The 24,077-nt window shown below is 63.1% G+C and carries 20 protein-coding genes; 11 read left to right on the forward strand and 9 right to left on the reverse strand.

The window, feature by feature from the left end; all coding sequences use genetic code 11:
* Positions 1-112: 112 nt before the first annotated feature.
* From zwf to ACXAG8_RS12140, 4 genes are read left to right on the forward strand one after another with little or no spacing between them, the layout of a single operon-like run.
* Positions 113-1,558 (forward strand): glucose-6-phosphate dehydrogenase, encoded by a 1,446-nt coding sequence (gene zwf / locus ACXAG8_RS12125; protein ID WP_475225022.1) that lies wholly within the window; start codon positions 113-115, stop codon positions 1,556-1,558.
* Positions 1,559-1,560: 2 nt separating this feature from the next.
* Entirely contained in the window at positions 1,561-3,366 is a 1,806-nt protein-coding gene (edd, locus tag ACXAG8_RS12130) for a phosphogluconate dehydratase (protein WP_475225027.1), read from the forward strand.
* 3 nt (positions 3,367-3,369) lie between these two features.
* Positions 3,370-4,005: a bifunctional 4-hydroxy-2-oxoglutarate aldolase/2-dehydro-3-deoxy-phosphogluconate aldolase gene (eda, locus tag ACXAG8_RS12135; protein ID WP_475225036.1), complete on the forward strand. Its 636-nt coding sequence runs from the start codon at positions 3,370-3,372 to the stop codon at positions 4,003-4,005.
* A gap of 54 nt (positions 4,006-4,059) precedes the next feature.
* Complete coding sequence (locus ACXAG8_RS12140) at positions 4,060-5,256, forward strand: pyridoxal-phosphate-dependent aminotransferase family protein (RefSeq protein WP_475225043.1); 1,197 nt, start codon at positions 4,060-4,062, stop codon at positions 5,254-5,256.
* Between the two features lie 99 nt (positions 5,257-5,355).
* Here the strand turns inward: ACXAG8_RS12140 and ACXAG8_RS12145 are convergent, their stop codons facing one another.
* A complete protein-coding gene (locus tag ACXAG8_RS12145; protein ID WP_475225049.1) occupies positions 5,356-6,462 on the reverse strand; it encodes a pyridoxal phosphate-dependent aminotransferase in 1,107 nt (368 codons plus the stop codon).
* A 96-nt stretch (positions 6,463-6,558) separates the two neighbouring features.
* Between ACXAG8_RS12145 and ACXAG8_RS12150 the strand changes: the two genes are divergently transcribed.
* Positions 6,559-7,629 carry an SMP-30/gluconolactonase/LRE family protein gene (locus ACXAG8_RS12150; RefSeq protein ID WP_475225052.1) on the forward strand — a complete coding sequence of 357 codons (1,071 nt, stop codon included), beginning with the start codon at positions 6,559-6,561 and terminating at the stop codon, positions 7,627-7,629.
* A gap of 65 nt (positions 7,630-7,694) precedes the next feature.
* Positions 7,695-8,477 carry a crotonase/enoyl-CoA hydratase family protein gene (locus tag ACXAG8_RS12155; RefSeq protein ID WP_475225055.1) on the forward strand — a complete coding sequence of 261 codons (783 nt, stop codon included), beginning with the start codon at positions 7,695-7,697 and terminating at the stop codon, positions 8,475-8,477.
* Positions 8,478-8,504: 27 nt separating this feature from the next.
* On the opposite strand, the gene ACXAG8_RS12160 is transcribed toward ACXAG8_RS12155, so the two are convergent.
* The 4 genes from ACXAG8_RS12160 to ACXAG8_RS12175 form a co-directional block, all read right to left on the reverse strand.
* Positions 8,505-9,899: an alpha/beta fold hydrolase gene (locus ACXAG8_RS12160; RefSeq protein ID WP_475225392.1), complete on the reverse strand. Its 1,395-nt coding sequence runs from the start codon at positions 9,897-9,899 to the stop codon at positions 8,505-8,507.
* A gap of 87 nt (positions 9,900-9,986) precedes the next feature.
* Positions 9,987-10,319, reverse strand: coding sequence for a DnaJ family domain-containing protein (locus tag ACXAG8_RS12165; RefSeq protein ID WP_475225059.1), 333 nt, complete (start codon positions 10,317-10,319; stop codon positions 9,987-9,989).
* 40 nt (positions 10,320-10,359) lie between these two features.
* Entirely contained in the window at positions 10,360-11,526 is a 1,167-nt protein-coding gene (locus ACXAG8_RS12170) for a benzoate/H(+) symporter BenE family transporter (RefSeq protein ID WP_475225067.1), read from the reverse strand.
* A gap of 141 nt (positions 11,527-11,667) precedes the next feature.
* Positions 11,668-14,745, reverse strand: coding sequence for a valine--tRNA ligase (locus ACXAG8_RS12175; protein ID WP_475225074.1), 3,078 nt, complete (start codon positions 14,743-14,745; stop codon positions 11,668-11,670).
* Between the two features lie 684 nt (positions 14,746-15,429).
* Between ACXAG8_RS12175 and ACXAG8_RS12180 the strand changes: the two genes are divergently transcribed.
* Positions 15,430-16,506: a DUF2235 domain-containing protein gene (locus ACXAG8_RS12180; RefSeq protein ID WP_475225080.1), complete on the forward strand. Its 1,077-nt coding sequence runs from the start codon at positions 15,430-15,432 to the stop codon at positions 16,504-16,506.
* Between the two features lie 277 nt (positions 16,507-16,783).
* Here ACXAG8_RS12180 and ACXAG8_RS12185 read toward each other — a convergent pair whose 3' ends face one another.
* The gene (locus ACXAG8_RS12185; RefSeq protein ID WP_475225083.1) at positions 16,784-17,353 is read right to left on the reverse strand and encodes a GcrA family cell cycle regulator; all 570 of its coding nucleotides are present in this window, start codon (positions 17,351-17,353) and stop codon (positions 16,784-16,786) included.
* Between the two features lie 127 nt (positions 17,354-17,480).
* Between ACXAG8_RS12185 and ACXAG8_RS12190 the strand changes: the two genes are divergently transcribed.
* Positions 17,481-18,284: an ABC transporter permease gene (locus tag ACXAG8_RS12190; protein WP_475225086.1), complete on the forward strand. Its 804-nt coding sequence runs from the start codon at positions 17,481-17,483 to the stop codon at positions 18,282-18,284.
* On the opposite strand, the gene ACXAG8_RS12195 is transcribed toward ACXAG8_RS12190, so the two are convergent.
* Positions 18,281-19,165 carry a DMT family transporter gene (locus ACXAG8_RS12195; RefSeq protein ID WP_475225089.1) on the reverse strand — a complete coding sequence of 295 codons (885 nt, stop codon included), beginning with the start codon at positions 19,163-19,165 and terminating at the stop codon, positions 18,281-18,283. The two genes, ACXAG8_RS12190 and ACXAG8_RS12195, sit on opposite strands and share 4 nt — an antisense overlap.
* Before the next feature lie 305 nt (positions 19,166-19,470).
* On the opposite strand from ACXAG8_RS12195, the gene ACXAG8_RS12200 reads away from it, so the two are divergent.
* Positions 19,471-20,658, forward strand: coding sequence for an acetylornithine transaminase (locus ACXAG8_RS12200; RefSeq protein WP_475225097.1), 1,188 nt, complete (start codon positions 19,471-19,473; stop codon positions 20,656-20,658).
* A gap of 75 nt (positions 20,659-20,733) precedes the next feature.
* The gene (gene argF, locus ACXAG8_RS12205) at positions 20,734-21,660 is read left to right on the forward strand and encodes an ornithine carbamoyltransferase (protein ID WP_475225104.1); all 927 of its coding nucleotides are present in this window, start codon (positions 20,734-20,736) and stop codon (positions 21,658-21,660) included.
* Here argF and ACXAG8_RS12210 read toward each other — a convergent pair.
* A complete protein-coding gene (locus ACXAG8_RS12210) occupies positions 21,657-22,262 on the reverse strand; it encodes a ferric reductase-like transmembrane domain-containing protein (protein WP_475225111.1) in 606 nt (201 codons plus the stop codon). The genes argF and ACXAG8_RS12210 overlap by 4 nt on opposite strands.
* Positions 22,263-22,281: 19 nt before the next feature.
* Complete coding sequence (locus ACXAG8_RS12215) at positions 22,282-22,770, reverse strand: twin-arginine translocation pathway signal (protein ID WP_475225116.1); 489 nt, start codon at positions 22,768-22,770, stop codon at positions 22,282-22,284.
* A 276-nt stretch (positions 22,771-23,046) separates the two neighbouring features.
* On the opposite strand from ACXAG8_RS12215, the gene ACXAG8_RS12220 reads away from it, so the two are divergent.
* Complete coding sequence (locus tag ACXAG8_RS12220; protein WP_475225121.1) at positions 23,047-24,009, forward strand: pirin family protein; 963 nt, start codon at positions 23,047-23,049, stop codon at positions 24,007-24,009.
* The last annotated feature ends 68 nt before the right edge of the window (positions 24,010-24,077 follow it).

Below are 24,077 nucleotides of genomic sequence, written 5' to 3' on the forward strand. Positions count from 1 at the left end.
GTTCTTTTTATTTAGTCGCTAAATGTTAGCGGTAACACCTCCTGTCTGCCGCCTCAATCTGTGCCGGTCGCCCTGCCAGGCTGACCGCAAAGACCACTAAAGGAGCCAGCGAATGGTTTCACGCGTAATTCCGGTTGATCCCTTTGACCTGGTGCTGTTCGGTGCCACCGGGGACTTGGCGCAGCGCAAGATCCTGCCGGGCCTGTACCACCGGTTCGAAGTTGGCCAGATGCCCCAGGATGCCCGTATCATCGGCACGGCGCGCTCTGACATCGACACGGACGGTTTTCGCCAGCAGGTCGGTGACGCGATCCAGAAATTCGCCTCGGATTTTGACAAGGATGTTGTCGACGATTTTCTGAAGCGGGTGGAATATGTGCCGGTTGATGCGCTGGGCGATGCGGGGTGGAAAGACCTCAGCGCCTCGTTGCGCGATGACGTTGTGCGCGCCTTCTATCTTTCGGTCGGTCCGAACTTGTTTCCCGGTATTGCGAAACGGCTTCAGGAACACGGTCTGGCCACGCCAGACAGCCGGATCGTCGTGGAAAAACCCTTTGGCAATGATCTGGCATCGGCAAAAGGCCTGAACGCGGGTCTGCGCGCCTGTTTCGAAGAGCACCAGATTTACCGGATCGACCATTATCTGGGCAAGGAAACGGTCCAGAACCTCATGGCGCTGCGCTTTGCCAACTCGCTGTTTGAGCCGCTGTGGAACGCGACCCATATCGACCACGTTCAGATTACCGTGGCCGAAACCGTCGGGGTCGAGGGGCGCGGCGCCTATTACGATCAGTCCGGCGCCATGCGGGATATGATCCAGAACCACCTGGTTCAGCTTTTGTGCCTGACCGCGATGGAACCGCCATCGAAGTTCTCGCCCAATGCGGTCCGCGATGAAAAGGTCAAGGTGATCGAGGCGCTCGAGCCCGTATCCCAATCGGACATCGCCCGTGGCCAGTACCGGGCCGACAAGGGGGGCGACAGCTATCTGGATCACGTCGGCAACCCTGACAGCGCCACCGAAAGCTTTATTGCGCTCAAGGCGCATATCGGCAATTGGCGTTGGGCGGGTGTGCCATTCTATTTGCGTACGGGCAAACGTCTGCGCGCACGCGAATCCGAGATCGCGGTGTTTTTCCGTGACCCGCCGCACACGATTTTCCCCAATGTCGGCCCCTTGCGCGGCAATGTCCTGGTGATCCGTCTGCAACCGGACGAGGGCATCACCCTGCGCACCACGATCAAGGACCCCGGTCCGGGCGGGTTCCGCCTGTCCGATGTGTCCCTGGACATGAGCTTCGCCGAAGCCCTGGGCGGCGATGCGCGCGCGCAGGACGCCTATGAAAGACTGGTGATGGATGTGATCCGCGGTGATCAGACCCTGTTCATGCGCGGCGACGAGGCCGAGGCGGCCTGGGCTTGGGTCGACCCCATTATCCAGGGCTGGGAAGAGCGCGGAGACCGCCCGTCGCGCTATGATCAGGGAAGTTCAGGTCCCGAAGACGCGTTGATGCTGATGCATCGGGATGGACGCCGCTGGCGTCAGATCGGAGGTTAGACATGGTTCACTCAGTTATTTCCGAAGTCACCCGGCGGATCATCGACCGCAGCGCGGATTTGCGTGGCCCGCATCTTGAACGCATGGAACAGGCCCGCTCCAAGGGGCCCGCCCGCGCGCACCTGTCCTGCAGCGGGCAGGCCCATGCCTATGCCGGGGCCGGGACAGATCAGCAATCCATGGCAACCGGTACGGCCGGGAACCTGGGAATTGTCACCGCTTATAATGACATGCTGTCCGCCCACCAGCCATTCGAGCGGTACCCGGCCCTGATCCGCGACGCGATCCGCGCGGCGGGGGGCACGGCTCAGGTCGCCGGTGGCGTGCCCGCAATGTGCGACGGGGTCACACAGGGCGAGGCGGGGATGGAGCTGTCTCTGTTCTCACGCGATGTGATTGCCCTGGCAACGGGTGTGGCGCTTAGCCATAACACCTACGACGCCGCGGTGTTCCTGGGCGTGTGCGACAAGATCGTGCCCGGTCTGGTGATCGGTGCACAGGCCTTTGGCCACCTGCCAGCCGTCTTTCTGCCTGCCGGTCCCATGACCAGCGGCCTGCCCAACGACGAAAAAGCCAAGGTCCGCCAGCAATTCGCCGCCGGAGAGGTGGGCCGCGACGCCCTGATGAAGGCCGAAATGGCCGCCTATCACGGCCCCGGCACCTGCACGTTCTATGGCACCGCCAATACCAACCAGATGCTGATGGAATTCATGGGCCTGCACCTGCCGGGGTCCAGCTTCGTCAACCCGAACACGCCCCTGCGGGATGCCCTGACCGAGGAAGGCGCCCGCCGCGCCCTGTCGCTCAGTGCGCTGGGCAACCATTACACGCCGGTCTGTCAGATCCTCGATGAACGTGCCTTCGTCAACGGGATTGTCGGCCTGATGGCCACCGGCGGATCGACAAACCTGCTGATCCACCTGATCGCGATGGCCCGCGCAGGCGGTATCGTGCTGGACTGGCAGGATTTTTCCGACATTTCGGGCGTCGTGCCTCTGGTCGCGCGGGTCTATCCAAACGGCCTGGCGGATGTGAACCATTTCCACGCCGCCGGGGGGCTGGGCTTTGCCATCGGCACCCTGCTGGACAACGGCCTGCTGCATCCCGACACGCTGACCGTCGCGGGGCAGGGGCTGCACAACTATACCAAGGAACCCAAGCTCAAAAACGGTGAACTGATCTGGGAGGACGGCGCAGGCCACAGCCTGAACGAAAAGATCGTCCGCCCCGCCAATGACCCGTTCCAACCTACCGGCGGCCTGTCGCGCCTGACCGGCAACCTGGGCACGGGCGTTATGAAGGTCTCAGCCGTCGCGCCCGAACACCAGGTGGTCGAAGCGCCGGTCCGTGTGTTCCACGACCAAGACGACGTCAAAGCCGCCTTCAAGGCCGGAGAGTTCACGGATGACGTCATCGTCGTTGTCCGCTTTCAGGGACCCAAGGCCAACGGCATGCCCGAATTGCACTCTTTGACGCCGATGCTTTCGATACTGCAGGGGCGGGGGCAAAAAGTGGCGCTGGTCACCGATGGCCGGATGTCGGGTGCGTCCGGCAAGGTCCCCGCCGCCATCCATGTCTGCCCCGAGGCGCTGGACGGCGGCCCGATCGCCTATTTGCAGGACGGTGACCTGTTGCGGGTCGATGCGGTGACGGGCGTTCTTGAAATCCTGACCCCAGGCGTATTGGACCGCAACCCGGCAACCGCCGATCTTTCATCCAACCAACATGGCGTCGGGCGTGACCTGTTCGGCGCCTTCCGCAACGCGGTCGGCTCGGCCGACGCCGGTGCAAGTATTTTCGGAGCCTGATACATGTCTGCAAAAACCCAACGTACCCGCGAAATCTGCGCCCTCGCACCCATCGTTCCGGTCCTGGTCGTTGATGACGCCGCACATGCGCGCCCGCTGGCCGAGGCGCTGGTCGCAGGCGGGCTGCCCGCGCTCGAGGTCACCTTGCGGACCCCGGCAGCGCTGGATGTCATTCGCGCGATGGCCGACGTTCCCGGCGGCGTTGTCGGCGCAGGCACTCTGGTTACCCCCGAAGATGTCCGCGCCGCCAAAGAGGCAGGCGCCCAGTTCGGCGTTTCCCCCGGCGCCACCGAAACCCTGATTGCCGCATGCGAGGCCGAAGGCCTGCCGCTTCTGCCCGGCGCGGCCTCGGCCAGCGAAGCGATGCGCCTGCTCGAACTTGGCTATGACATGCTCAAATTCTTCCCCGCCGAGGCCGCAGGCGGCGCTCCGGCGCTCAAGGCGATCGGGGCCCCTCTGGCGCAGATCACGTTCTGCCCGACGGGAGGTGTTTCCCCCGCCAATGCCAAGGATTACCTGTCCTTGCCCAACGTCGTCTGTGCCGGCGGCAGCTGGGTCGCGCCCAAGCCGATGGTCCAGGCTGGCGACTGGGCCGGGATCGAAACCCTGGCACGCGAGGCCGCCAAGCTCATGGATTGACCTCCTGTTTGCTGGCGCTAGTGTGGGCGTCAATTCAGACAGGTTGCCCCCTTCATGACAAACCGCATTTCGCTCGCGCACGGGCGCGAATACCTTGCCATTCCCGGCCCTTCGGTCATCCCCGACGCCGTGTTGCAAGCCATGCACCGCCCGTCGCCCAATATCTATGCGGGCGCATTGGTCGATATGATGCCCGCCCTGACCGATGACCTGCGCCGCGTGGCTGGAACCCGGCACAACCTGGCCATCTACATCGCCAATGGCCACGGCGCATGGGAAGCGGCGCTGTCCAATGTCATTGCGCCGGGTGAAACCGTCCTCGCCCCGGCTTCGGGCCGGTTTACCCACGGGTGGGCGGAAATGGCCCAGGGCATCGGCGCGCAGGTTGATCTGATCGATTTCGGAACCGCCGCGCCCTGGGACATGGACCGCATCGCCCAGGCCCTGCGCCAGGACACAGACCATCGCATCAAGGCGGTTCTCGCGGTTCATGTCGATACGTCCAGCTCGATCCGCAACAATATTCCCGCCTTGCGCGGCCTGCTTGACGACCTGGGCCATCCGGCCCTGTTGATGGCCGACTGCATCGCCTCGCTGGGCTGCGACCGCTTTGAAATGGACAATTGGGGCGTCGATGTCATGGTCGCGGCCTGCCAAAAAGGCCTGATGACCCCGGCCGGTATCTCGTTCGTTTTCTTCAACGAAAAGGCCCAGGCCAAACGCTCGGCAATGCCGCGGGTCTCCTCCTACTGGGACTGGACCCCGCGGGCCGAACCGGACTGGTTCTACCAGTTTTTCGGCGGCACTGCTCCGACGCACCACCTATATGGGCTGCGCGCGGCCCTGGACCTGATCAACCGCGAAGGGCTCGAACATGTCTGGGCCCGCCACGCACATCTGGCCCGCGCCGTCTGGGCCGCCTGCGAGGTTTGGGCCCAGAAGGGCGCGCTCCACCTGAACGTCGCCGACAAAACCCTGCGCAGCCACGCCGTCACGGCGCTTCGCCTGACGGAAGGGCGCGGAACAGCCTTGCGGGATTACACCGAAAGCCAACTTGGGCTGACATTGGGTATCGGCCTGGGTATGGCGGATGAAGATGGCTGTTTCCGCCTGGGGCATATGGGCCACCTCAACGCCCAGATGGTCATGGCCATGCTCGGGGGCGTGGAAACCGCAATGGCGGCGTTGGACATCCCCCGCGGGGCCGGGGCGCTCGAAGCCGCCGCCGCAACACTGGCAAGCCAGTCCTAGACGCATTGGCCAGGGTGATCCCCTTCATCTGGCTGAAAATATCCTCGGGGGTGAATTGGCCAACCGGCCAAGAGGGGGCAGACAGCCCCCTTTTTCCATTCAGCCCCGCGCCTTGGCAAGGGCATGGGGCAGGGCGGATGCGAATGCCTCCAGATCGGCCTCGGTCCCGCAACTGACGCGGATACAGCGGTCTTGCGGGGCCGCAAAAGGCATGCGCACAAAAATACCCTGATCCACCAGCGCCTCCAGAACGGCCTTGGCGAACGATCCGTCCCGCCCGCAATCAATGGCAACGAAATTGGTGGCCGATGGTAACGGCTCCAACCCGTTCGCGCGCGCAATCTGACCGATGCGCTCGCGGGCCCGGGATATCTGCCCGCGGACCGTTTCCAGCCAGTCGCTATCGTCAAGCGCCGCCAGCGCACCGGCCTGCGCCACCCGGTTGACACCAAAATGGTTGCGCACCTTGTTGAAACTCGTGATCAGGCCCGGCGCACCGATGCCAAAGCCTATCCGGGCGCCCGCCATGCCATAGACCTTGGAAAAGGTGCGCATCCGGATCACCCGCGGATCATCCGCATCCACCGGCGCCGCCGTGCCCGCGGGCGCGCATTCCACATAGGCCTCATCCAGAATCAGCACGCATCCGTCCGGCAGATCGGCCAAGGCGGCTGCGATATCGGCGCCGCGATGCCAGCTGCCCATCGGGTTGTCCGGGTTGGCCAGGTAAACCAGCTTGGCGCCCACCTCCGCCGCCTTGGCGAACAGGGCAGTCAGGTCCTCGTGGTCTTGCCGGTATGCAACCTTGTGCAACACGCCCCCAAATCCGGCGACATGGTAATTGAACGTGGGATATGCCCCGTCCGAGGTCACAACCGCATCCCCCGGCCCGACCAGCAGCCGCACCAGATAGCCCAGCAACCCGTCAATCCCTTCGCCGACCACGATGTTTTCGGGGCGCACATTGTGGTGGTCCGCCAAAGCGTGGCGCAGATCATGGTTTTCCGGGTCGCCATACATCCAGCTTGCGCCAGCCGCGCGGGCCATGGCCTCGACCGCGCGGGGCGAGGGGCCAAACACGCTTTCATTCGCGCCCAGCCGGGCCGCAAACGGCGCCCCGCGCTGGCGCTCCTGCGTTTCGGGGCCGACAAAGGGCACGGTTGCAGGCAGCGACAGGGCAAGCGGAGTGTAGCGTGGATCAGTCATGCGCGCAGATAAACGCAAGGTCACGGTCTCGGCAAGCTTGCAGCGCCCGCCATTGCGCCGCACTCTGCATCCGAGCAATGAAAGGAAACCTGCCCCATGCGCATCGCACTCGGTCTTGGCCTTGTCGGGCTGGCCTATCTGCTGTTCAGGCCGGTGCCGGTCGACCCCGTCGCCTATGACCCGCCCGAACCGCCCGGCTTTACCGGCGATTTCGCTGAAAACCGGGCCTTGGACAGCCTCGACCTGATCGCCTTGCCCGACGGCCAGATCGGGCCCGAGGATATTGCGGTTCTGCCCGATGGTTCCGTGCTGACCACCAGCCTGTCCGGATGGCTCTATCGCATAGACGGGGACGAACCGGTCGAAATCGACCGTTTGGGCGGGCGGCCACTGGGGTTGCACGCGGGCCCGGACGGGGCGCTTTATATCGCCGACAGCTTTCGCGGCCTCATGCGCTGGTCGGGTCCCGGAACCCTTGAAACACTGGTGTCAGAGGTCGAAGGTACCCCTTTGGTCTATGCCAACCAACTGGATGTCGGCCAGGACGGAACCGTCTATTTCTCCAATTCCTCGGACCGTTTCGACCCCGAAACAATGGGCGGCACCAAGCCGACCTCGGTTCTGACGATCTGGGAACAATCCGACACCGGCTATGTCGCCCGGCGCACACCGGACGGAATGACCGAGAAAATCGCCGAAGGGTTCGTCTATACAAACGGCGTGGCGCTGTCGCCGGACGAAGATTTCCTGCTGATTGCCGAAACCGGCCGCGCGCGCGTGCACAGGCTGTGGTTGACGGGGCCGCGCGCGGGGCAAACCGAAATCCTGCTGGACAACCTGCCCGGATATCCCGACAACCTCGAGGCGCAGGGCGATGGAACCTATTGGATGGCCTTCGCCAGCCCGCGCGTGCCGTCCGAGGCGCTGATGCCCTATCCGTTCCTGCGAAAGCTGATCTGGCGGTTGGGCCCCATGGTGCGGCCAGCCCCCATTCATCGTGGCATGCTGGTGCAATTTGACGGCGAGGGAACGATCCTGCGAACCCTGCAAGACCCCGATGGGCGGCTGGGCATAACCACTGGCGGCAAACGGGTGGGGGATCAGTTCTATGTCACGACACTGGATTCCGGCTGGTTTGGCCGCATGCCCCTGTCCCGAATGCCCTGACGTCGTTGTGGCCTTGACCGCCCTTTTCCGGGCATAACGGAGCAAATCGATAAGCGGAGGGTCGCATGGCGCGCGTGTCAGTCGAATACAAGGATCACATTGCCCACGTCACGTTGACGCGCGGCGACAAGATGAACGCGCTGGACGACGCCATGGTCAAGGCGATCCTGTCCGCAGGGCAAGAGGTTGCGGCCTCGGATGCGCGGGCCGTCGTCCTGTCGGGCGAAGGCAAGAGCTTTTGCGCCGGGCTGGACATGGCCAGCTTTGCCGGCATGGCCCAGACCGACCCGACTGAATGGCTGATGACCCGCAGCCACGAAGACGCCAACGAGATGCAAGAGCTTGCCCTGATCTGGCGCCGCGTCCCGGTTCCGGTCATCTGCGCCATTCAGGGCGCGGCCTATGGCGGGGGTCTTCAGATCGCGCTGGGCGCGGATATCCGCATCGCGCATCCCGAGGCCAAACTGGCGGTGATGGAGATGAAATGGGGCATCATCCCGGATATGGGCGGCATGGTTCTGCTGCCTGAACTTGTGCGCTCGGATGTTCTGCGCCTGCTGACCTACACGGCCCGTCCCATTGGCGCGGCGCAGGCCGCGGATTGGGGGCTGGTCACCAGGCTGTCCGATGATCCCCTGACCGAGGCGCTTGCGCTGGCCGAGGATATCGCCGGGAAAAGCCCGTCGGCCATCCGGGCCGCCAAACGCCTGATCGACGTGGCGCAAACCCGCGCCCGGGCCGAGGTCCTGATGGCTGAATCTTCGGAACAGGTGGACCTGATCGGCAAACCCGACCAGACAGAGGTCGTGATGGCGCAGATGCAGGGGCGCAAACCCGTGTTCAAATAGCCACCGCGATGCCGCTTTGTATGGTGTTCAGGCCTCAAGCTCAGCAAGAAAGTCCGACAATTCGGACAGGAAGAGTTTAAGCGCCGGGGAACCGTCGACAAAGATGTGGTTATTGCCTGGCAGGGTAACAAACCGGGCATTGGGGATCATTGCCGCCATGCGCCGCCCCTCGGCAATGGGAACGCGGCGGTCGCCCTCGGCATGTAAGACCAGCGTCGGAACCCGGACCTGGCTGGCAAGGTCGGATACGTCGATATCGGCATTCATCGCATTCACCCTTGCGGCCACATCCGGCGACGTGGACACGCGTTGCAACTCGTCAAAACTGTCTTTTTGTGCCTCGGTCGCGTCGGGCATCATGCTTTCCGTGAACAGGTGCCGATAGGCCGGATTGGGTGACCCCCAGCCTTCGCGGATCAAAACGTTCGTAGCCTCCGACAGGGCCGCCTGATCGGGCGCATTCCGCCTGAGCGCGCCACGCAGATAGCCTGCCACCAGGACAAGCCCGGTGACGCGATCAGGATGTTCGGCCGCATAGCGCACGGAAAAGGCGCACCCTTGCGAGATACCGAACAGGCAAAAACGCCCAAGGCCAGCGGCCTGGACCACGCTTTCGATATCGGAAATCATCGCATCGGCAGAAATTGCCTCTGGGTCGCGTTCGGACAACCCGTTTCCGCGCTGATCGAACCGGACCAGCGTGCAGCGTCGTGCGACCTGTTCAAGAAAGGGCCCGCGAAACGGGCTGCTCCATTCATAGTCCAGATGATTGAGCCAGTTGGGCGCCTTGAGAACGGTCGCGCCGGACCCCACCCGCGCCCAGGCCAGCTGGGTCCCGTCCTGTCCAAGACAGAACGACACTTTTTGGACGTGGGAAGGGGCGTAATCATCCCGACCCGATCGGGTGGCGTCCGGTGTCCATTGCCAGGCGCGCACCGGGCGGGTGATATTCTTGATCTTTTGCAATCCCAGATCGGCAAAACACTCGGTCACCCTGTCCTGTGTCATCTGATGCGTGATGTCCGAGATGCACAGACCGCCGGGCTGGGCGATCGCCTCAAGCCGGGCAGCGACGTTCACCCCGTCGCCGAAAATGTCGCCGTCTTCGAACAGGATATCCGCGACATTGATCCCGATCCTGTATTGGATCTGATTGCTGTCCGGCACGTCGCGTTCCTGCTGGTCCATGTTCAGCTGGATGTCGATTGCGCAGCGCACCGCATCCTGTGCAGTGTCGAACCGGACCAGAATACCGTCGCCGGTGGTCTTGACGATCTGCCCGCCCGCTTGCGCGATGCGCGGGTCGAGCAATGTTTTGCGGTACGTCTTGTGTCGGCTCAGAACGCCGGTTTCGTCCTGCTCCATCAGTCGGGAATACCCGGCCATGTCAGCGGCCAGTATGGCTGATAACCTGCGCTCCAGTCATTTTCCTTGTGCGGCGTAAACGACTGGTTTTCAGCGATGATACACGCAAATGGACAGGATTGGCGTCAAAAAGGCCGGGCGAGGTTACTTCAGGAATGCCCGTCGCGCGTCGCGGGCCATGTTATAGCGCATTTCCAGGTCGGCGATCTCTGCCATCGCAGTTTTGCGCGCCTGTGGGTCGGTTAGACAGGCATAGGCTTTGCGCGCTGCATCCAGTTGCTTTTTGATCGTGAATTCTTCGGGCAGCACTCCGGCCTGCGCCATGATCCGGTGCCCGGCGGCAATGGCCGGGTCGCACTGCGCCTCGGACGAACGGTCGGGAAGGGGGCGGCCTTCGCCTTCAAGGCCCTGCATCTGGCCTTGGGCCTGTGCCTTTTTGATCTGGCGCTCTACCAGTTTTCCCAATGGGCCGAACATGGGCGTAGCATATCGCAGGTGGCGACGCAGGGCAAAGCGGTCATCGCACCCGGTTCTTCGACACCAGATAGGCAATCCCGCCTGCCAACAACCCCCAGACTGCGGCACCAAGCCCAAAGACGGTTATGCCGGATGCCGTGATGGCAAATGTCAGGATCGCGGCCTCACGTTCGGCCGGGATTTCCAGCGCGGCGAATGTGGCATTGGCCAGTACCCCGATCAGGGCAACACCGGTCAGGGTTCCCATCAAAAGCGGGTCGGCATGGGCGGCAAAGCCGGTGATGGCCACCGCAAAGATGCCAAAGACGCAATAGAACACGCCGGCCATGACCGCCGACCAATACCGTTTTTTGGGGTCTGGGTGGCTGTCGGGGTTGGAACACATCGCGGCGGTGATGGCGGCCAGGCACGTTGCGGGGGCACCCAGCGGCGCGGACAGCATGCTGGCCACACCGACCGATGCAAACTGTTTTCCCGGCGCGGGCGTGTAGCCGAAGCTGCGCATCACCGCGATGCCGGGGATGTTCTGTGTTGCCATCGTCACGACAAACAGCGGCAGGCCGATCCCCACGGCCGAGGCGAGGGAAAATGTGGGCATGGTCCATATCGGCGCCGCCAGATAGTGTTCGGGCCGCACCGATGCGCCCTCGGCGCTGAACACGACGACCAGCGCGGCGGCAAGGACGGCCGCGGGGACCGCAAGCAGGCGTTGGATGCGACCGGCGATGAACCATGTGAGGATGACAGGCAAGGCTTGCCAGGGGATCTCGGCGGCGGCCTTGAAGGGCAGGATGCACAGCGGCAGCAGAACGCCCCCCAGCATGGCTTGCGCCAATGTCGTCGGGATAGCTGCCGCAAGGCGGCCCAATGGTCGCCACAGCCCGGCCAGAACCGTCAGCGCCCCGGCGCACAGGAACGCCCCGACTGCACCCGAGAAACCGTCGGCCGGGGTGAGCGACACCGCAAGCAGCGCAGCGCCGGGTGTGGACCAAGCCACGCTGATCGGCTGCCGATAGAAAAGGCTGAGGGCAATCGCGGCCAGGCCCAGCGCGACGGCTGCGCTCATCAGCCCCGATGCGGCCTGGGCTGGCGAGGCCCCCATCGCGTTCAACCCTTGCAACACGATTGGAAACGAGCTGAAAAAGCCCACAACCGCCACCACTAGCCCGGTAGACACGGTTTGTATCGGAGGAAGGTTCTGCGCCATCTTGCCCTCGGGGTTGTTACCGGACGGTGCTAGCAACCGTTTGTCCCGGTGAACAGGGGCAAAGGGTGCCTGCGCAACAGAAAAACCCCGCCGGATCAGCGGCGGGGTTCGGGATTTGAGTATTTTGAAAAGGTGAAGCGATCAGGCGATTTCGGCCAGGCGGGCGAGCGCCTCGTTCAGCTTGGCCTCTTCTTCTTCGCGGGCGGCAAGGTTGGCTTTGGCCTCTGCAACCACCTCTTCCGGGGCCGAGGCCACGAATTTGGGGTTGTTCAGACGGCCGCGCAACCCGCCGAGTTCCTTGGCCAGCTTGCCCTGGGCTTTTTCCAGCCGTTCCTTTTCGGCGCCGATGTCGATGATATCTGCCAGCGGCAGGCCGAAGCTTGCGCCGGGGGCTGCAATCGAGATGGTGCCTTTTGGCAGCTCATCGGCCTTGGTCAGGCTGTCGATCCGGGCCAGGCGCTTGATCAGCGCTTCGTTACGGTCCCAGGCGGCCTGGCCGTGGGCGTCGATCTCGGTCACCAGCATTGGCACGTAGAGGCCGGCAGGAACGCGCATCTGTGCGCGGGCCGAACGGGTGTTTTCGATCACCGAGATCACCCAGTTCATCTCACGATCCGCGTCGGCATCGACCAGTTCGGCGCCATAGGTGGGCCAGTCGGCGTGGACAACCATCTTGGGCCGCGTTCCTGTCAGCGCCCAAAGCTCTTCGGTGATGAAGGGCATGATCGGGTGCAGCAGGACCATGCACTGATCCAGAACCCAGCGCATGGTGGCGCGGGTCTCAGACCGTGCCTCGGCATCGTCGCCCTGCAGCAGGGGTTTCGACAGTTCCACATACCAGTCGCAGACCTTGCCCCAGACAAAGGCATAAAGCCCATTGGCCGCGTCGTTGAAACGATAGCTTTCCAGCGCCGCGTCGACCTCTTCGCGCACGCGGGCGGTTTCACCGATGATCCAGCGGTTCACGGCAGCCTTGGGCTTCAGGTCGGCCACGTCCAGTTGCGGCACGGCGTCGGTAAAGACCTCGTTCATCTCGGCAAAACGGACGGCGTTCCACAGTTTGGTGCCGAAGTTGCGATAACCTGTGATGCGTTCGCGCGACAGTTTCAGCACACCGCCAATCGCCGCCATTGAGGCGTTGGTAAAGCGCAGCGCGTCGGCACCGAATTCGTCCACGATCTCCAGCGGGTCGATGACGTTGCCGGTGGTCTTGGACATCTTCTTGCCCTTCTCGTCGCGGACAAGCTGGTGCAGGTAGACGGTGTGGAACGGGATCTGATCGACCACAGCCAGTTGCATCATCATCATCCGGGCAACCCAGAAGAACAGGATGTCGAAACCGGTGATCAGAACGTCCGTGGGGAAGTAGCGCTCCAGTTCCTCGGTCTGTTCGGGCCAGCCCAGCGTGCCGATCGGCCAGAGGCCGGAGGAGAACCAGGTGTCGAGGACGTCGGGGTCCCGCCATAAAGCGACGGGAAGCATGTATCCAGCTTCGTCGCCAATGTCGTGAGCATGGCCGGCATCTTGGGCTTCGCCAACCCATTTAGCATCGGGTCCGGCGTTTGAGTAATAATACTCCATCGCCTTGGACTTAGCTTCTTCGATAGTTGGTGCACAGAAATGTACTGGGTTGAGGTAGTCGTACTCCCAACCATGTACATCTTCGTCGGAAACATTGACTACGCGAGGCCCATACCAAACCGGAATCTGATGCCCCCACCACAGCTGGCGCGAGATACACCAGGGCTCGATATTTTCCAGCCAGTGGTAATAGGTCTTCTCGCCAGACTCGGGGATGATCTTGACCGTGCCATCCTTGACCGCGTCCAGCGCGGGGCCAACGACCTTTTCGGCGTCCACGAACCACTGGTCGGTGAACATCGGCTCGATGACGACTTTCGAGCGGTCGCCAAAGGGCTGCATGATCGGCTTGCTCTCGACCAGCGGGACCAGAGCCGCCGGGTCGTCATCCTCGCCCAGCTTGGTGCCCAGACGCGGATCATCCGCGCGGGTCATCACGGCCAGACCGTCGGCGGTGATCTCTTCCACCACCTTCGCCCGCGCCTCGAACCTATCAAGCCCGCGCAGGTGGTCGGGGATCAGGTTGATCGCGTCGATCTCGTTCTCGGTGAACGCACGCCCACGCGCGAATTCCTGCGCCTTGCCCGCCTCTTCGGCATAGGGCGCGCCATCGGCCCGCATCGCGCCTTTGGTATCCATCAGGCGGTACATCGGAATGCCGCCGCGCTTGGCGACCATGTTGTCGTTGAAGTCATGCGCCCCGGTGATTTTCACCGCGCCCGAGCCGAAATCAGGGTCGGGATACTCATCGGTGATGATCGGGATCTGGCGGCGATGCTCTTTCGGTCCAACCGGGATCTCGCACAGCTTGCCTATGATTGGCGCATAGCGTTCATCCGACGGATGGACCGCAACCGCGCCATCACCCAGCATGGTTTCGGGGCGTGTGGTGGCGATCGAGATATAATCCCGCTCTTCGCGCAGGATCACATTGCCATCTTCATCTTTTTCCAAATACTCATATGTCTCACCGCCCGCCAAAGGGTACTTGAAGTGCCACATATGCCCGGCGACCTCGATATTCTCGACCTCAAGATCCGAAATCGCGGTCTCGAAATGCGGGTCCCAATTGACCAGGCGCTTGCCGCGATAGATCAGGCCCTTTTCGTACATCTCGACGAAAACCTTGATCACGGCGTCATGGAAGTTGGCCGAGTTCTCGTGGCCCGTACGCGGATCACCCGCCGCACCGGCCATGGTAAACGCGTTGCGCGACCAGTCGCAGGATGACCCCAGCCGTTTCAGCTGCTCGATGATTGTGCCGCCGTATTCGCCTTTCCATTCCCAGACTTTCTCAAGGAATTTCTCGCGGCCCAGCTCGCGCCGACCCGGCTGCCCGGTGGCGGCAAGCATCTTTTCGACCTGCATCTGCGTGGCGATACCTGCATGGTCCTGTCCCGGTTGCCACAGCGTGTCAAACCCGCGCATGCGGTGCCAGCGGATCAGGATGTCCTGCAGCGTGTTGTTGAACGCGTGCCCCACATGCAGCGCGCCCGTCACGTTGGGCGGCGGGATCATGATGGTAAAGCTTTCGTCGCGCGAGCGGTTCGCGCCTGCCTTGAAGGCTCCGGCCTGTTCCCAGGCCTCGTAGATGCGGGCCTCGGCCTCGGCCGCGTTGAATGTCTTTTCCATCGCCATGGGATGCGTCCTGCGTCAACAAATTCGGGTCAGCGCCTGCAATAGCGAATGCATGCGGGAAGGGGAAGGGTCAGTCGTGCGCGCGACAACCAACCCGCACCGCTGAACAGGGCGTTTGGCGCAGTGGCACAGGCACCGGTCGGGAAAATGCGGCAAAGCCTCGCTGGGTAAGTGGGGTCTGGCACCGGCGGGAAAGCCCTGTGCCCGGGGGTGCCAAGAAGCCGGGGATCATGATGGGTCGGCCGGGGCAGGATGGGCGGCACGCAACGAAATTGTGATTGGCCCGCAGGCCGGTGCAATCACGGCGGATCAAACTGCAGGCATTTACAATTTCGAAGGCCTTGCAACCTAAGCTGGCCAAAGGACAGGTGTATCACGGCGCGGCGCGCGGCAACGGACAAGCCAATTGCGCGCATGTGGGTCATGATGCGAACGGGCAACTGCTCACGGCTTCGTTTACGGGCCATGCCTTGCCCCGCGCGCCCCTGATACCCATGATTGAGTTTACTTTGGTGCCGGTTCCGTCAACGGCCAACCCGATCGGGATGAAAGGCCGCGGCAAGACCGGCACCGTGGACGCGCCGGTGGCCGTGGCGAACGCGGCCCAGGTGGCGCGCCGAAACCACGGGGTGCGACGGGCGGCTGTGCCTTTCACGCCCCAGACGAAACAGAAAGTGCGGACACATGGTTCTGTCGCGGCTAAGTCGAAAGGTCCTGGGGTGGCTCGGACGGCCCTTGCGGTCCGAGCATTCGGCTGAAACGCGGCACCGCGAGCCGATCAGCCATGTGATCATCCTGGACGGAACCATGTCCACGCTCGAACCGGGATTCGAAACCCATGCCGGGCAGACGCTGCGCCTGTGTTGCGAAATGGGCAGCAAGGTTTCGGTCTTCTACGAATCCGGGGTGCAGTGGGAAAGCTGGAAATCCTCGCTGGACGTGATGATGGGGCGCGGCATCAATCGCCAGATACGGCGGGCCTATGGCTATCTCGCATCGCGCTACAAACCCGGCGACAGGATCTTTTTCATCGGCTATTCGCGCGGCGCTTACGGGGTGCGCAGCCTTGCGGGCGTAATCGACATGATCGGGCTGCTGAAGGCTGAACATGCCACCGAACGCAATATCAAACAGGCTTACCGGCACTATGAGTGCAATCCCAAGGGGAAGGCCGCCGAACAGTTCCGCAGCAATTTCTGCCACCCGCATGTCGCGATCGAGATGGTCGGGGTCTGGGATACAGTCAAGGCACTGGGCCTGCGTTTGCCCATGCTGTGGCGCTGGGCCGAGGATCGGCACGCCTTTCACAACCACCAGCTTGGCCCATCGACCCGCCACGGCTATCACGCGCTGGCACTGGATGAGACACGAGAGGTCTATCAGCCGGTCCTGTGGAACTGCACCGAGGATTTCAAAGGGCATGTGGAGCAGGTGTGGTTTCGCGGCACCCATGGTGACGTGGGCGGTCAGCTGAACGGCTATGAACAGGCGCGCCCGCTCAGCAACATCTCTTTGATCTGGATGCTGGACAAGGCCGAGCTGCATGGCCTGCCCCTGCCGGACGGCTGGCGCGCCCGCTTTCCGACGGACCCCGGCGCCCCATCGGTCGGCACCTGGCGCGGCTGGGGCAAGATATTCCTGCTGCGCAAGCACCGCACAGTGGGCCGCGACCGGTCAGAGCGCCTGCATGTCTCGGTCTCGCCCGATGATCTGCCGGGATGGGTGCCGATGCCCAGCCTGCCGTCGCATCCCGCCCAATAGCCCGGCGGCGCATCGGCCGGGTCCGCATGTCGCGCCCGGTGGCGGGTCGCCGGATAATGGCGATGCCACATGCGGCAGGCCACGCCCCCAGGGTCGGTGATCCGTGCAATGATTCGCGCAATCGCCACATTGCCAAAATCAGCCCGATTGACGCGGACCAATGCGGCAATGCCTTTGCGGCGTGCCGAACCAGAAAGAGCAGCACCAATCCAGAAAGATCAGCGCCAAATCACTGCGCGGTCCGGTTGGAACCGCCGCGGTGGCGTCCGGGCGCGCCTTAGCGCCGTCTGTCGCGGCGCGAGCTCATGGGTTGGAACGCCACGCCCACATGCGCCTCGCAATAGGGTTTTCCCGCCTCGACCGGCAGGCCACAGAACCAGAAATCCTCGGTCGCGGGGTCCCCGACAGGCCATTTACAGGTCTTTTCGGTCAGTTCCATCAGCGTCAGCTTCTTGGCTTTCTTCTCAACTTCGTTGACCTTGGCCAGTGCCTCGGGGCTGATTTCATTGGCCGATGGCTGCGGCGGCAGGGGTTGCCCCGCCGGGATGATCTGGCGGCGGGCCGGCGTGGCCGGCTTGGCCTCGGGCGCCGGAGCCGCGGCAGGGCGCGCAGGCTCGGTCTTGGGTGCGGGTTTCGGCTTGGCTTCGGCCTTGGGGGCGGGTTTTTCCTTGGGCTCGGATTTCGCCGGGCTGGCCCCGGTGGCGCGGTTGGACAGGCCAAGGCGATGCACCTTGCCGATCACCGCGTTGCGGGTCACACCGCCCAGTTCCTTGGCGATCTGGCTGGCCGACTGGCCTTCGCCCCACATTTTCTTGAGCAGTTCTACGCGCTCGTCAGTCCAGGACATAGGAAGCCTTTCAAAAGCGGGAAAGCGGCCCCGTTACCGGGCCGCCTTCGAAATTCGTCTCAGTCCCCTATTCTAAACACTGCGGCCCGAGTTACAAGCTGTCTTCGAATCAGTTTGAGGGCAGAGCATGCAGAATTCCGTCGATCAGGGCGCGCGCAGTTTCGGCGCGATCAACTGGCTTGGCCTTGCAACGCTGGCGCGGCGGGAAACCCTGCGTTTTCTGGCCGTTTGGACACAGACCCTGCTGGCCCCGCTGGTCACGGCAGGCCTGTTCCTTTTGATCTTCACGATTGCGATCGGTCCCGGTCGGCCCGATGTCATGGGCGTGCCGTTCGTGACCTTCCTTGCGCCGGGCATCATGATGATGACGGTGATCCAGAACGCCTTTGCCAACACCTCGTCCTCGATGGTGATCGCCAAGGTGCAAGGCAATATCGTCGATACGCTGATGCCGCCCTTGTCGCCCCTGGAAATCCTTCTGGGCTATCTGGCCGGTGGTATCGCACGCGGCGTGCTGATTGCGCTCGTCGTGGCCGCGGCCTTTGCCGTGTTTCTGGGCCTGATACCGCAACATCCGGTCATCGTGTTGGTCTACGTGGTCCTGGGGGCGGCGTTCATGGGGGCGCTGGGGCTGTTTGCCGGTATCTTTGCCAACAAGTTCGACCAGATGGCTGCGATCACAAACTTTATCGTGACGCCGCTGGCCTTCCTGTCGGGCACGTTCTACTCGGTCGACGCCCTGCCTCCGGTGTTGAACAGCGCCAGCCACCTGAACCCGGTTTTTTATCTGATCGACGGATTGCGCTTTGGTATGATCGGCGTTTCCGACAGTTCACCGGCGGTGGGGCTGCTGGTCTGCGGCGGGGCGACATTGCTGATCTGCGCCGTGACCTGGCAAATGCTGCGCACGGGCTACCGGCTCAAGGCCTAGCGATTGCGCGCCCGCGCCTCGCGCCAGACCAGGATCAGCGCACCGGTCAGGATGATCGACGACCCGAACAAGCTGACAGAATCCGGGATTACTCTGAAAACCGCGAAATCGTAAAGCGCGGCGAAGATCAACGTTGCATAGCTGATCGGCGCAACGAAAGACGCATCCGCCCGCGCCATGCCATTTACGAAACAGGCCTGCGCGCAGGCCATCAAAGTGCCAATTCCGACCAAAGCCGCCCATTGCGATGCGGTGGGCGGTTCCCAGACGGCAAGAACGGCGACCGTTGCAATCGTCAGGCCCATGGCGTTGTTCACCAAAAGGATCTGGATAGGCGCCTCTCGCCCCGACAGCTTTTTGATAAAAATCAGCTCCATCCCGATCGACGCGGCCGCCGCAAGCGCCAGCAACGCGGCAGGCTGAAAGCTCCCCGGGGTTGGCCGCAACAGGATCAGCGCACCCAGCAACGCCACGGCCGCCGCGAACCAGCGCCACGGTCCAACACCCTCTTTCAACAGCGGAATCGCCAGAACCATCGCAAAGACCGGGTTCAGAAAGGAAATCGCCGTGGCATCGGCGATCGGGATATAGGCGACCGAGGCGAACATCAGCGTTATGCCGGTCCAGCCGAAACTGGTGCGCCCCAGGTGCAGCCCCCAATGCGGCCGCCCCAGACGCGGGCGCAGAACGCTGACTGCGCCCAGAATCGCGACAAACGCGAACAGGAACCGGCCGTGGCTGATCTGGATGGGATGCAGCGCCGGACCCAGGGTATCGGTGCCCAGCGCCTTGGCCAGCAGGGTCGTACCTGCGATAAAGGCGCTGGCGGCGAAAATAAGCAGCGCCGCCAGCGGCGGGTTGTGGTCTTTGGCGATAAACATGGGCCAGCGGTGCGCCAGCGCGGCGGGAATGGCAAGCGGTAATTGCCCGGCCCCGGCACAGATTTTGCAGGAGTTTCCTGATGGCATAATTTCGGGGTTTTCAGGCGCCCGGCGCGGCGCTATACGGGCGGCATGATCAAGACCGCTGATATCCTGCGCCTCCGACGCCGACGCCTGACCGCGTAACCGGCCCGTTTGATCTATTTGCGCTGTCCAAATCCGCGCAACCCTCACCAAATCTGTTGACGAACCCGGCCCCGGTGTATCACTCACTTGGGCTCAAATGATCCAAAAAGGATGATCCGATGATCCCGTCCGTTCTGCCGACCTATAACCGCGCGCCCTTGACATTCGTAAAGGGCGAAGGCGCCTGGCTGACCGAGGCGGATGGCCGACGTTTCCTGGATCTCGGCGCGGGCATCGCGGTGAACGCTCTGGGCCACGCGCATCCGGCGCTTGTGGCGGCGCTGACCGAACAGGCACATCAATTGTGGCATGTGTCCAACCTTTACAACATCCCGCAGCAACAGGAGCTGGCCGACAAGCTGGTCGAACATACCTTTGCCGACACGGTGTTTTTCACCAACTCGGGCACCGAATCCTGCGAGCTCGCCGTGAAAATGGCCCGCAAGTATTTCTATGACAAAGACCAACCAGAAAAGGTCGAGATCATCACCTTCGACGGCTCGTTCCACGGCCGCTCCTCTGCCGGTATCGCCGCTGCGGGGTCCGAGAAAATGACCACGGGCTTCGGCCCGCTGCTGCCCGGCTTTGTCCACGTCACATTCGGCGACCTCGACGGCGTCACCAATGCAATCACCGAAAACACCGCCGCCATCCTGATCGAACCGGTTCAGGGCGAAGGCGGCATCCGCCCCGTGCCTGACGCCGACCTCAAGGCCCTGCGCCAGATCTGCGACGACAACGGCCTGCTCCTGATCCTGGACGAGGTGCAATGCGGCGTGGGCCGGACCGGCAAGCTCTTCGCCCATGAATGGGCAGGCATCACGCCCGACATCATGATGGTCGCCAAAGGCATCGGCGGTGGCTTTCCGCTGGGCGCGGTGCTGGCCACAGAACAGGCCGCAAGCGGCATGACCGCAGGCACCCATGGCTCCACCTATGGCGGCAACCCGCTGGGCTGCGCAGTGGGCTGTGCGGTGCTTGATCAGGTCGCCACACCGGCCTTCCTCGAAGGCGTCAACCGCAAGGCGGGCCTGCTGCGCCAGAAGCTTGAAGGCCTGGTCGCCAACCACCCCGACGTGTTCCAAGAGGTGCGCGGATCCGGCCTGATGCTGGGCCTGAAATGCAAGGCAACCAATATCGACGTGGTGAACGCGGGCTATGACAACCAGGTCATCACCGTGCCCGCCGCCGATAACGTCATCCGCCTGCTGCCGCCGCTGACACTGACCGAAGACGACGTGGCGCAGGCGATGATCCGCCTCGACAAGGCCGCGCTTCAGGTCGCAAGCCAACTCACCACCGCCTGACCTTCATCTTTTCCCAAATACTCCGGGGGTCCGGGGGCAGAGCCCCCGGCCTCCAACAGCCAAAAGCGAAACGATATGAACCACTTCCTCGACATCCACAAAACCGACGCAACGGCCTTGCGGGGCATGATCGACCAGGCTGGCGCCATGAAACAGGCGCGCCTGGGCCGCCCCAAGGCCGCGCCCGATGACGATCAGCCGCTGGCTGGCCGCATGGTTGCCCTGATCTTCGAAAAACCCTCGACCCGGACGCGGGTGTCCTTTGACGTCGGCGTCCGCCAGATGGGCGGGCAGACCATGGTCCTGTCCGGCAAGGACATGCAACTGGGCCATGGCGAAACCATTGCCGACACCGCACGCGTGCTGTCGCGCTATGTCGACATGATCATGATCCGCACCTTTGATGAAACCATCCTGACGGAAATGGCCGAATATTCGGACGTGCCCGTGATCAACGGCCTGACCGACCGCACCCATCCCTGCCAGATCATGGCCGATGTGCTGACCTTCGAAGAACATCGCGGGCCGATCAAAGGCAAAAAGGTCGTCTGGACCGGCGATGGCAACAATGTCTGCGCCTCGTTCCTGCATGCGGCGGGCCAGTTCGGTTTCGACCTGACCTTCACCGGCCCGTCCCAGTTCGACCCCGAGGAAGAGTTCATGGGCTTCGCCCGTCAGAAAGGATCCTCGGTCGTGGTCGAACGCGACCCCTACAAGGCCGTCAAGGATGCCGATCTGGTGGTGGCCGACACCTGGGTCTCGATGCACGATTCCCAATCGGCGAAAGAGCGTCGCCACAACCTGCTGCGGCCCTATCAGGTCAATACCGACCTTATGGCCCATGCCAAACCCGACGCGCTGTTCATGCACTGCCTGCCCGCGCACCGCGAAGAAGAAGCCACGTCCGAGGTGATGGATGGCCCCAACTCGGTCATCTTCGACGAGGCTGAAAACCGCCTGCACGCGCAAAAAGCCGTCATGCGCTGGTGCCTGGGCCTCTAGGCCCGGCCCCGCACCTGCCAGACACGCAAACGGACGAGCGCCGCGGCGCTCGCCACTACCACCAGAACGCATAGGGCGGTCTTGGTCATGACTTCCATCGTGCCCTCGATCAGCATTGCATGCACAACGCTGCACATAATGGTCACTGCGGCAAGGGAGGCGTGGCCCAGGCGCCAGACCCGAAACCGCAAGGCCAGCCGCCGCCGGGCAAGACCCAGGAATACGGCGGCAAACGCGGCCCACATCGCCACGACGCCCCAGGCCGAAAACGGCGTGGGAGAGGCGAACAAAAGCGCATCAATGACATCCGGCGGGCTGGTAAGCCACAGCCCGGCGACATGAAGGGCAACGGCCAGGGAAAAGGCGATGCCGACACGGCGATGCCAGCGTCGGCAGGCGACCGGGGTCAGCCCCAGCAATATCCGACCGGCCAGCAGCGGCTGGACCAATAACAGAACCATTCCGGCGATCCCTGCAAACCCGGCCGCAATATAGATCGGCTGCCGCCAGGCCAAAAGCGGGCTCAGCGCGGCGGCGACCGCCGGGGTGACGATTGCGGCGGCCAGGGCACCCCAGATCAGGATCGGCCGGGTCGGAAACATCCTGGGCGGCACGGCTCGGTCAGGCCGGTTGCAACACGAAATGCGCGCTCAGGGTCTTGTCCTGCGCGCTTTTCATGACCGGGCGCAGGAACACCGTCTGGAACGCGTCGCTGTCATAGGCCAGATGCCCATGCGGCTGCCCAAAGGCAGGCACGATCTGCGGCATCTCCAGCCGAAATTCGCCATTGGCATCGGTCAGCGTGGCTCCGTGGCTGTGGGGGTCGCGCTCGTGCCCTTCGGTGGTATGCGCCCAGATCTGGATGCGCTGTCCGGGCAGGGGCGCGCCATCGCCCGCGCGCCGCACGGTGCCGGTCATCCAGAACCCGCCATTGCCGATCCGCTCAACGATCGGCGCATTCGGCAAATAATTGTTCGCCCCGCCGCGCATCGACCTTGTCGGCGGCAGACCCGCTGCGCGGGCCGCACTGAACAGGCCGGATTTCCCGGTGATCAATGCAGACCCACCGGCAAGAACCACAGATCGGCGGGTGAAAAGAGTGCCAGACATCGAAACGCTCCTGCAAATCAAGCGGCGACCAGCCCGCGCGGGGCGGCCTGCCAAACCATAGCACGATCCCCCCAATTTCCGAGCGGGCGCAGCCCACGGGCGCGGCAATCCGCCATCACGGCTGCGTGATTGCACGGCTTGCTTGGGCCAGGTGGTCTTTCGACAACACGCATAATGTGCAAAAACGCAGGACATTCTCCGCGAAATCTGGCCCTATGTTGTAAAAACAAACAACCGGCCACACCGCCGCCACATGCTCGGAACGGGAGACAAGGAATGAGTTGGAACCCCACCCACACTCCTGACTGCATATCGGAAAATGCGGCTTTGGAAACGCTGATCATCCCACGCGCCCGCGACCTGGGCGGGTTCGAGGTGCGCAGGGCGCTGCCGTCGGTCAAACGGCAGCTTGTTGGGCCATTCATTTTTTTCGATCAGATGGGGCCAGCAGAGTTCATTACCGACGGCGGCATTGACGTTCGCCCGCATCCGCATATCGGTCTTGGCACCGTGACCTATCTTTACCAGGGAGAGTTCGAACATCGCGACAGTATCGGCACCCATCAGATGATCTATCCCGGCGAGGTCAACTGGATGGTCGCGGGCCGTGGCGTCACCCATTCCGAGCGCACCAGCGCCGCCACCCGCGCCACCCGCCACAGCCTGTTCGGCATCCAGACCTGGATCGCTCTTCCCGAAACGCACGAGGATATGGCCCCCGATTTCGAACATCACAAGCAGGCCGCGCTGCCTCATATCCAGGATGCAGGCGTCAGTGCCCGGTTGATCCTTGGGACCGCCTACGGAGAAAAATCGCCGGTGACGATGCCGTCGGACACGTTCTATCTGGATGTGCGGCTTGCGGCAGGCGCAAGCATGCCGTTGCCGGACGACCACGAAGACCGGGGCGTCTATGTCACGCAAGGCGCGATCACCATCGCGGGCGACAGTTTCGAAGCTGGCCGGATGATGGTGTTCCGCCCCGGCGACAAATTGTCGGTCACGGCCGGGCCTCAGGGGGCGCGCCTGATGTTGCTGGGCGGGGCGACACTGAACGAAGACCGGTATATCTGGTGGAACTTCGTTTCCTCCTCGAAGGAAAAGATCGAAAACGCGACCCGCGAATGGAAAACCGCCGATTGGGCGAACGGCGCGTTTCACCTGCCGCCGGGTGATGATCAGGAATTCATTCCGATCTCGCCCGAGTTGGAGCGCACACGCCCAAGGCTGGCGCGGTAAACGCTGCGTCGGAACCCCGCGCCATGGCTTGCCCACCCGGCCATTCCCGGTGATCCTGTCAGGAAAGC

The organism is Ruegeria sp. ABD4_443, assembly GCF_056160865.1.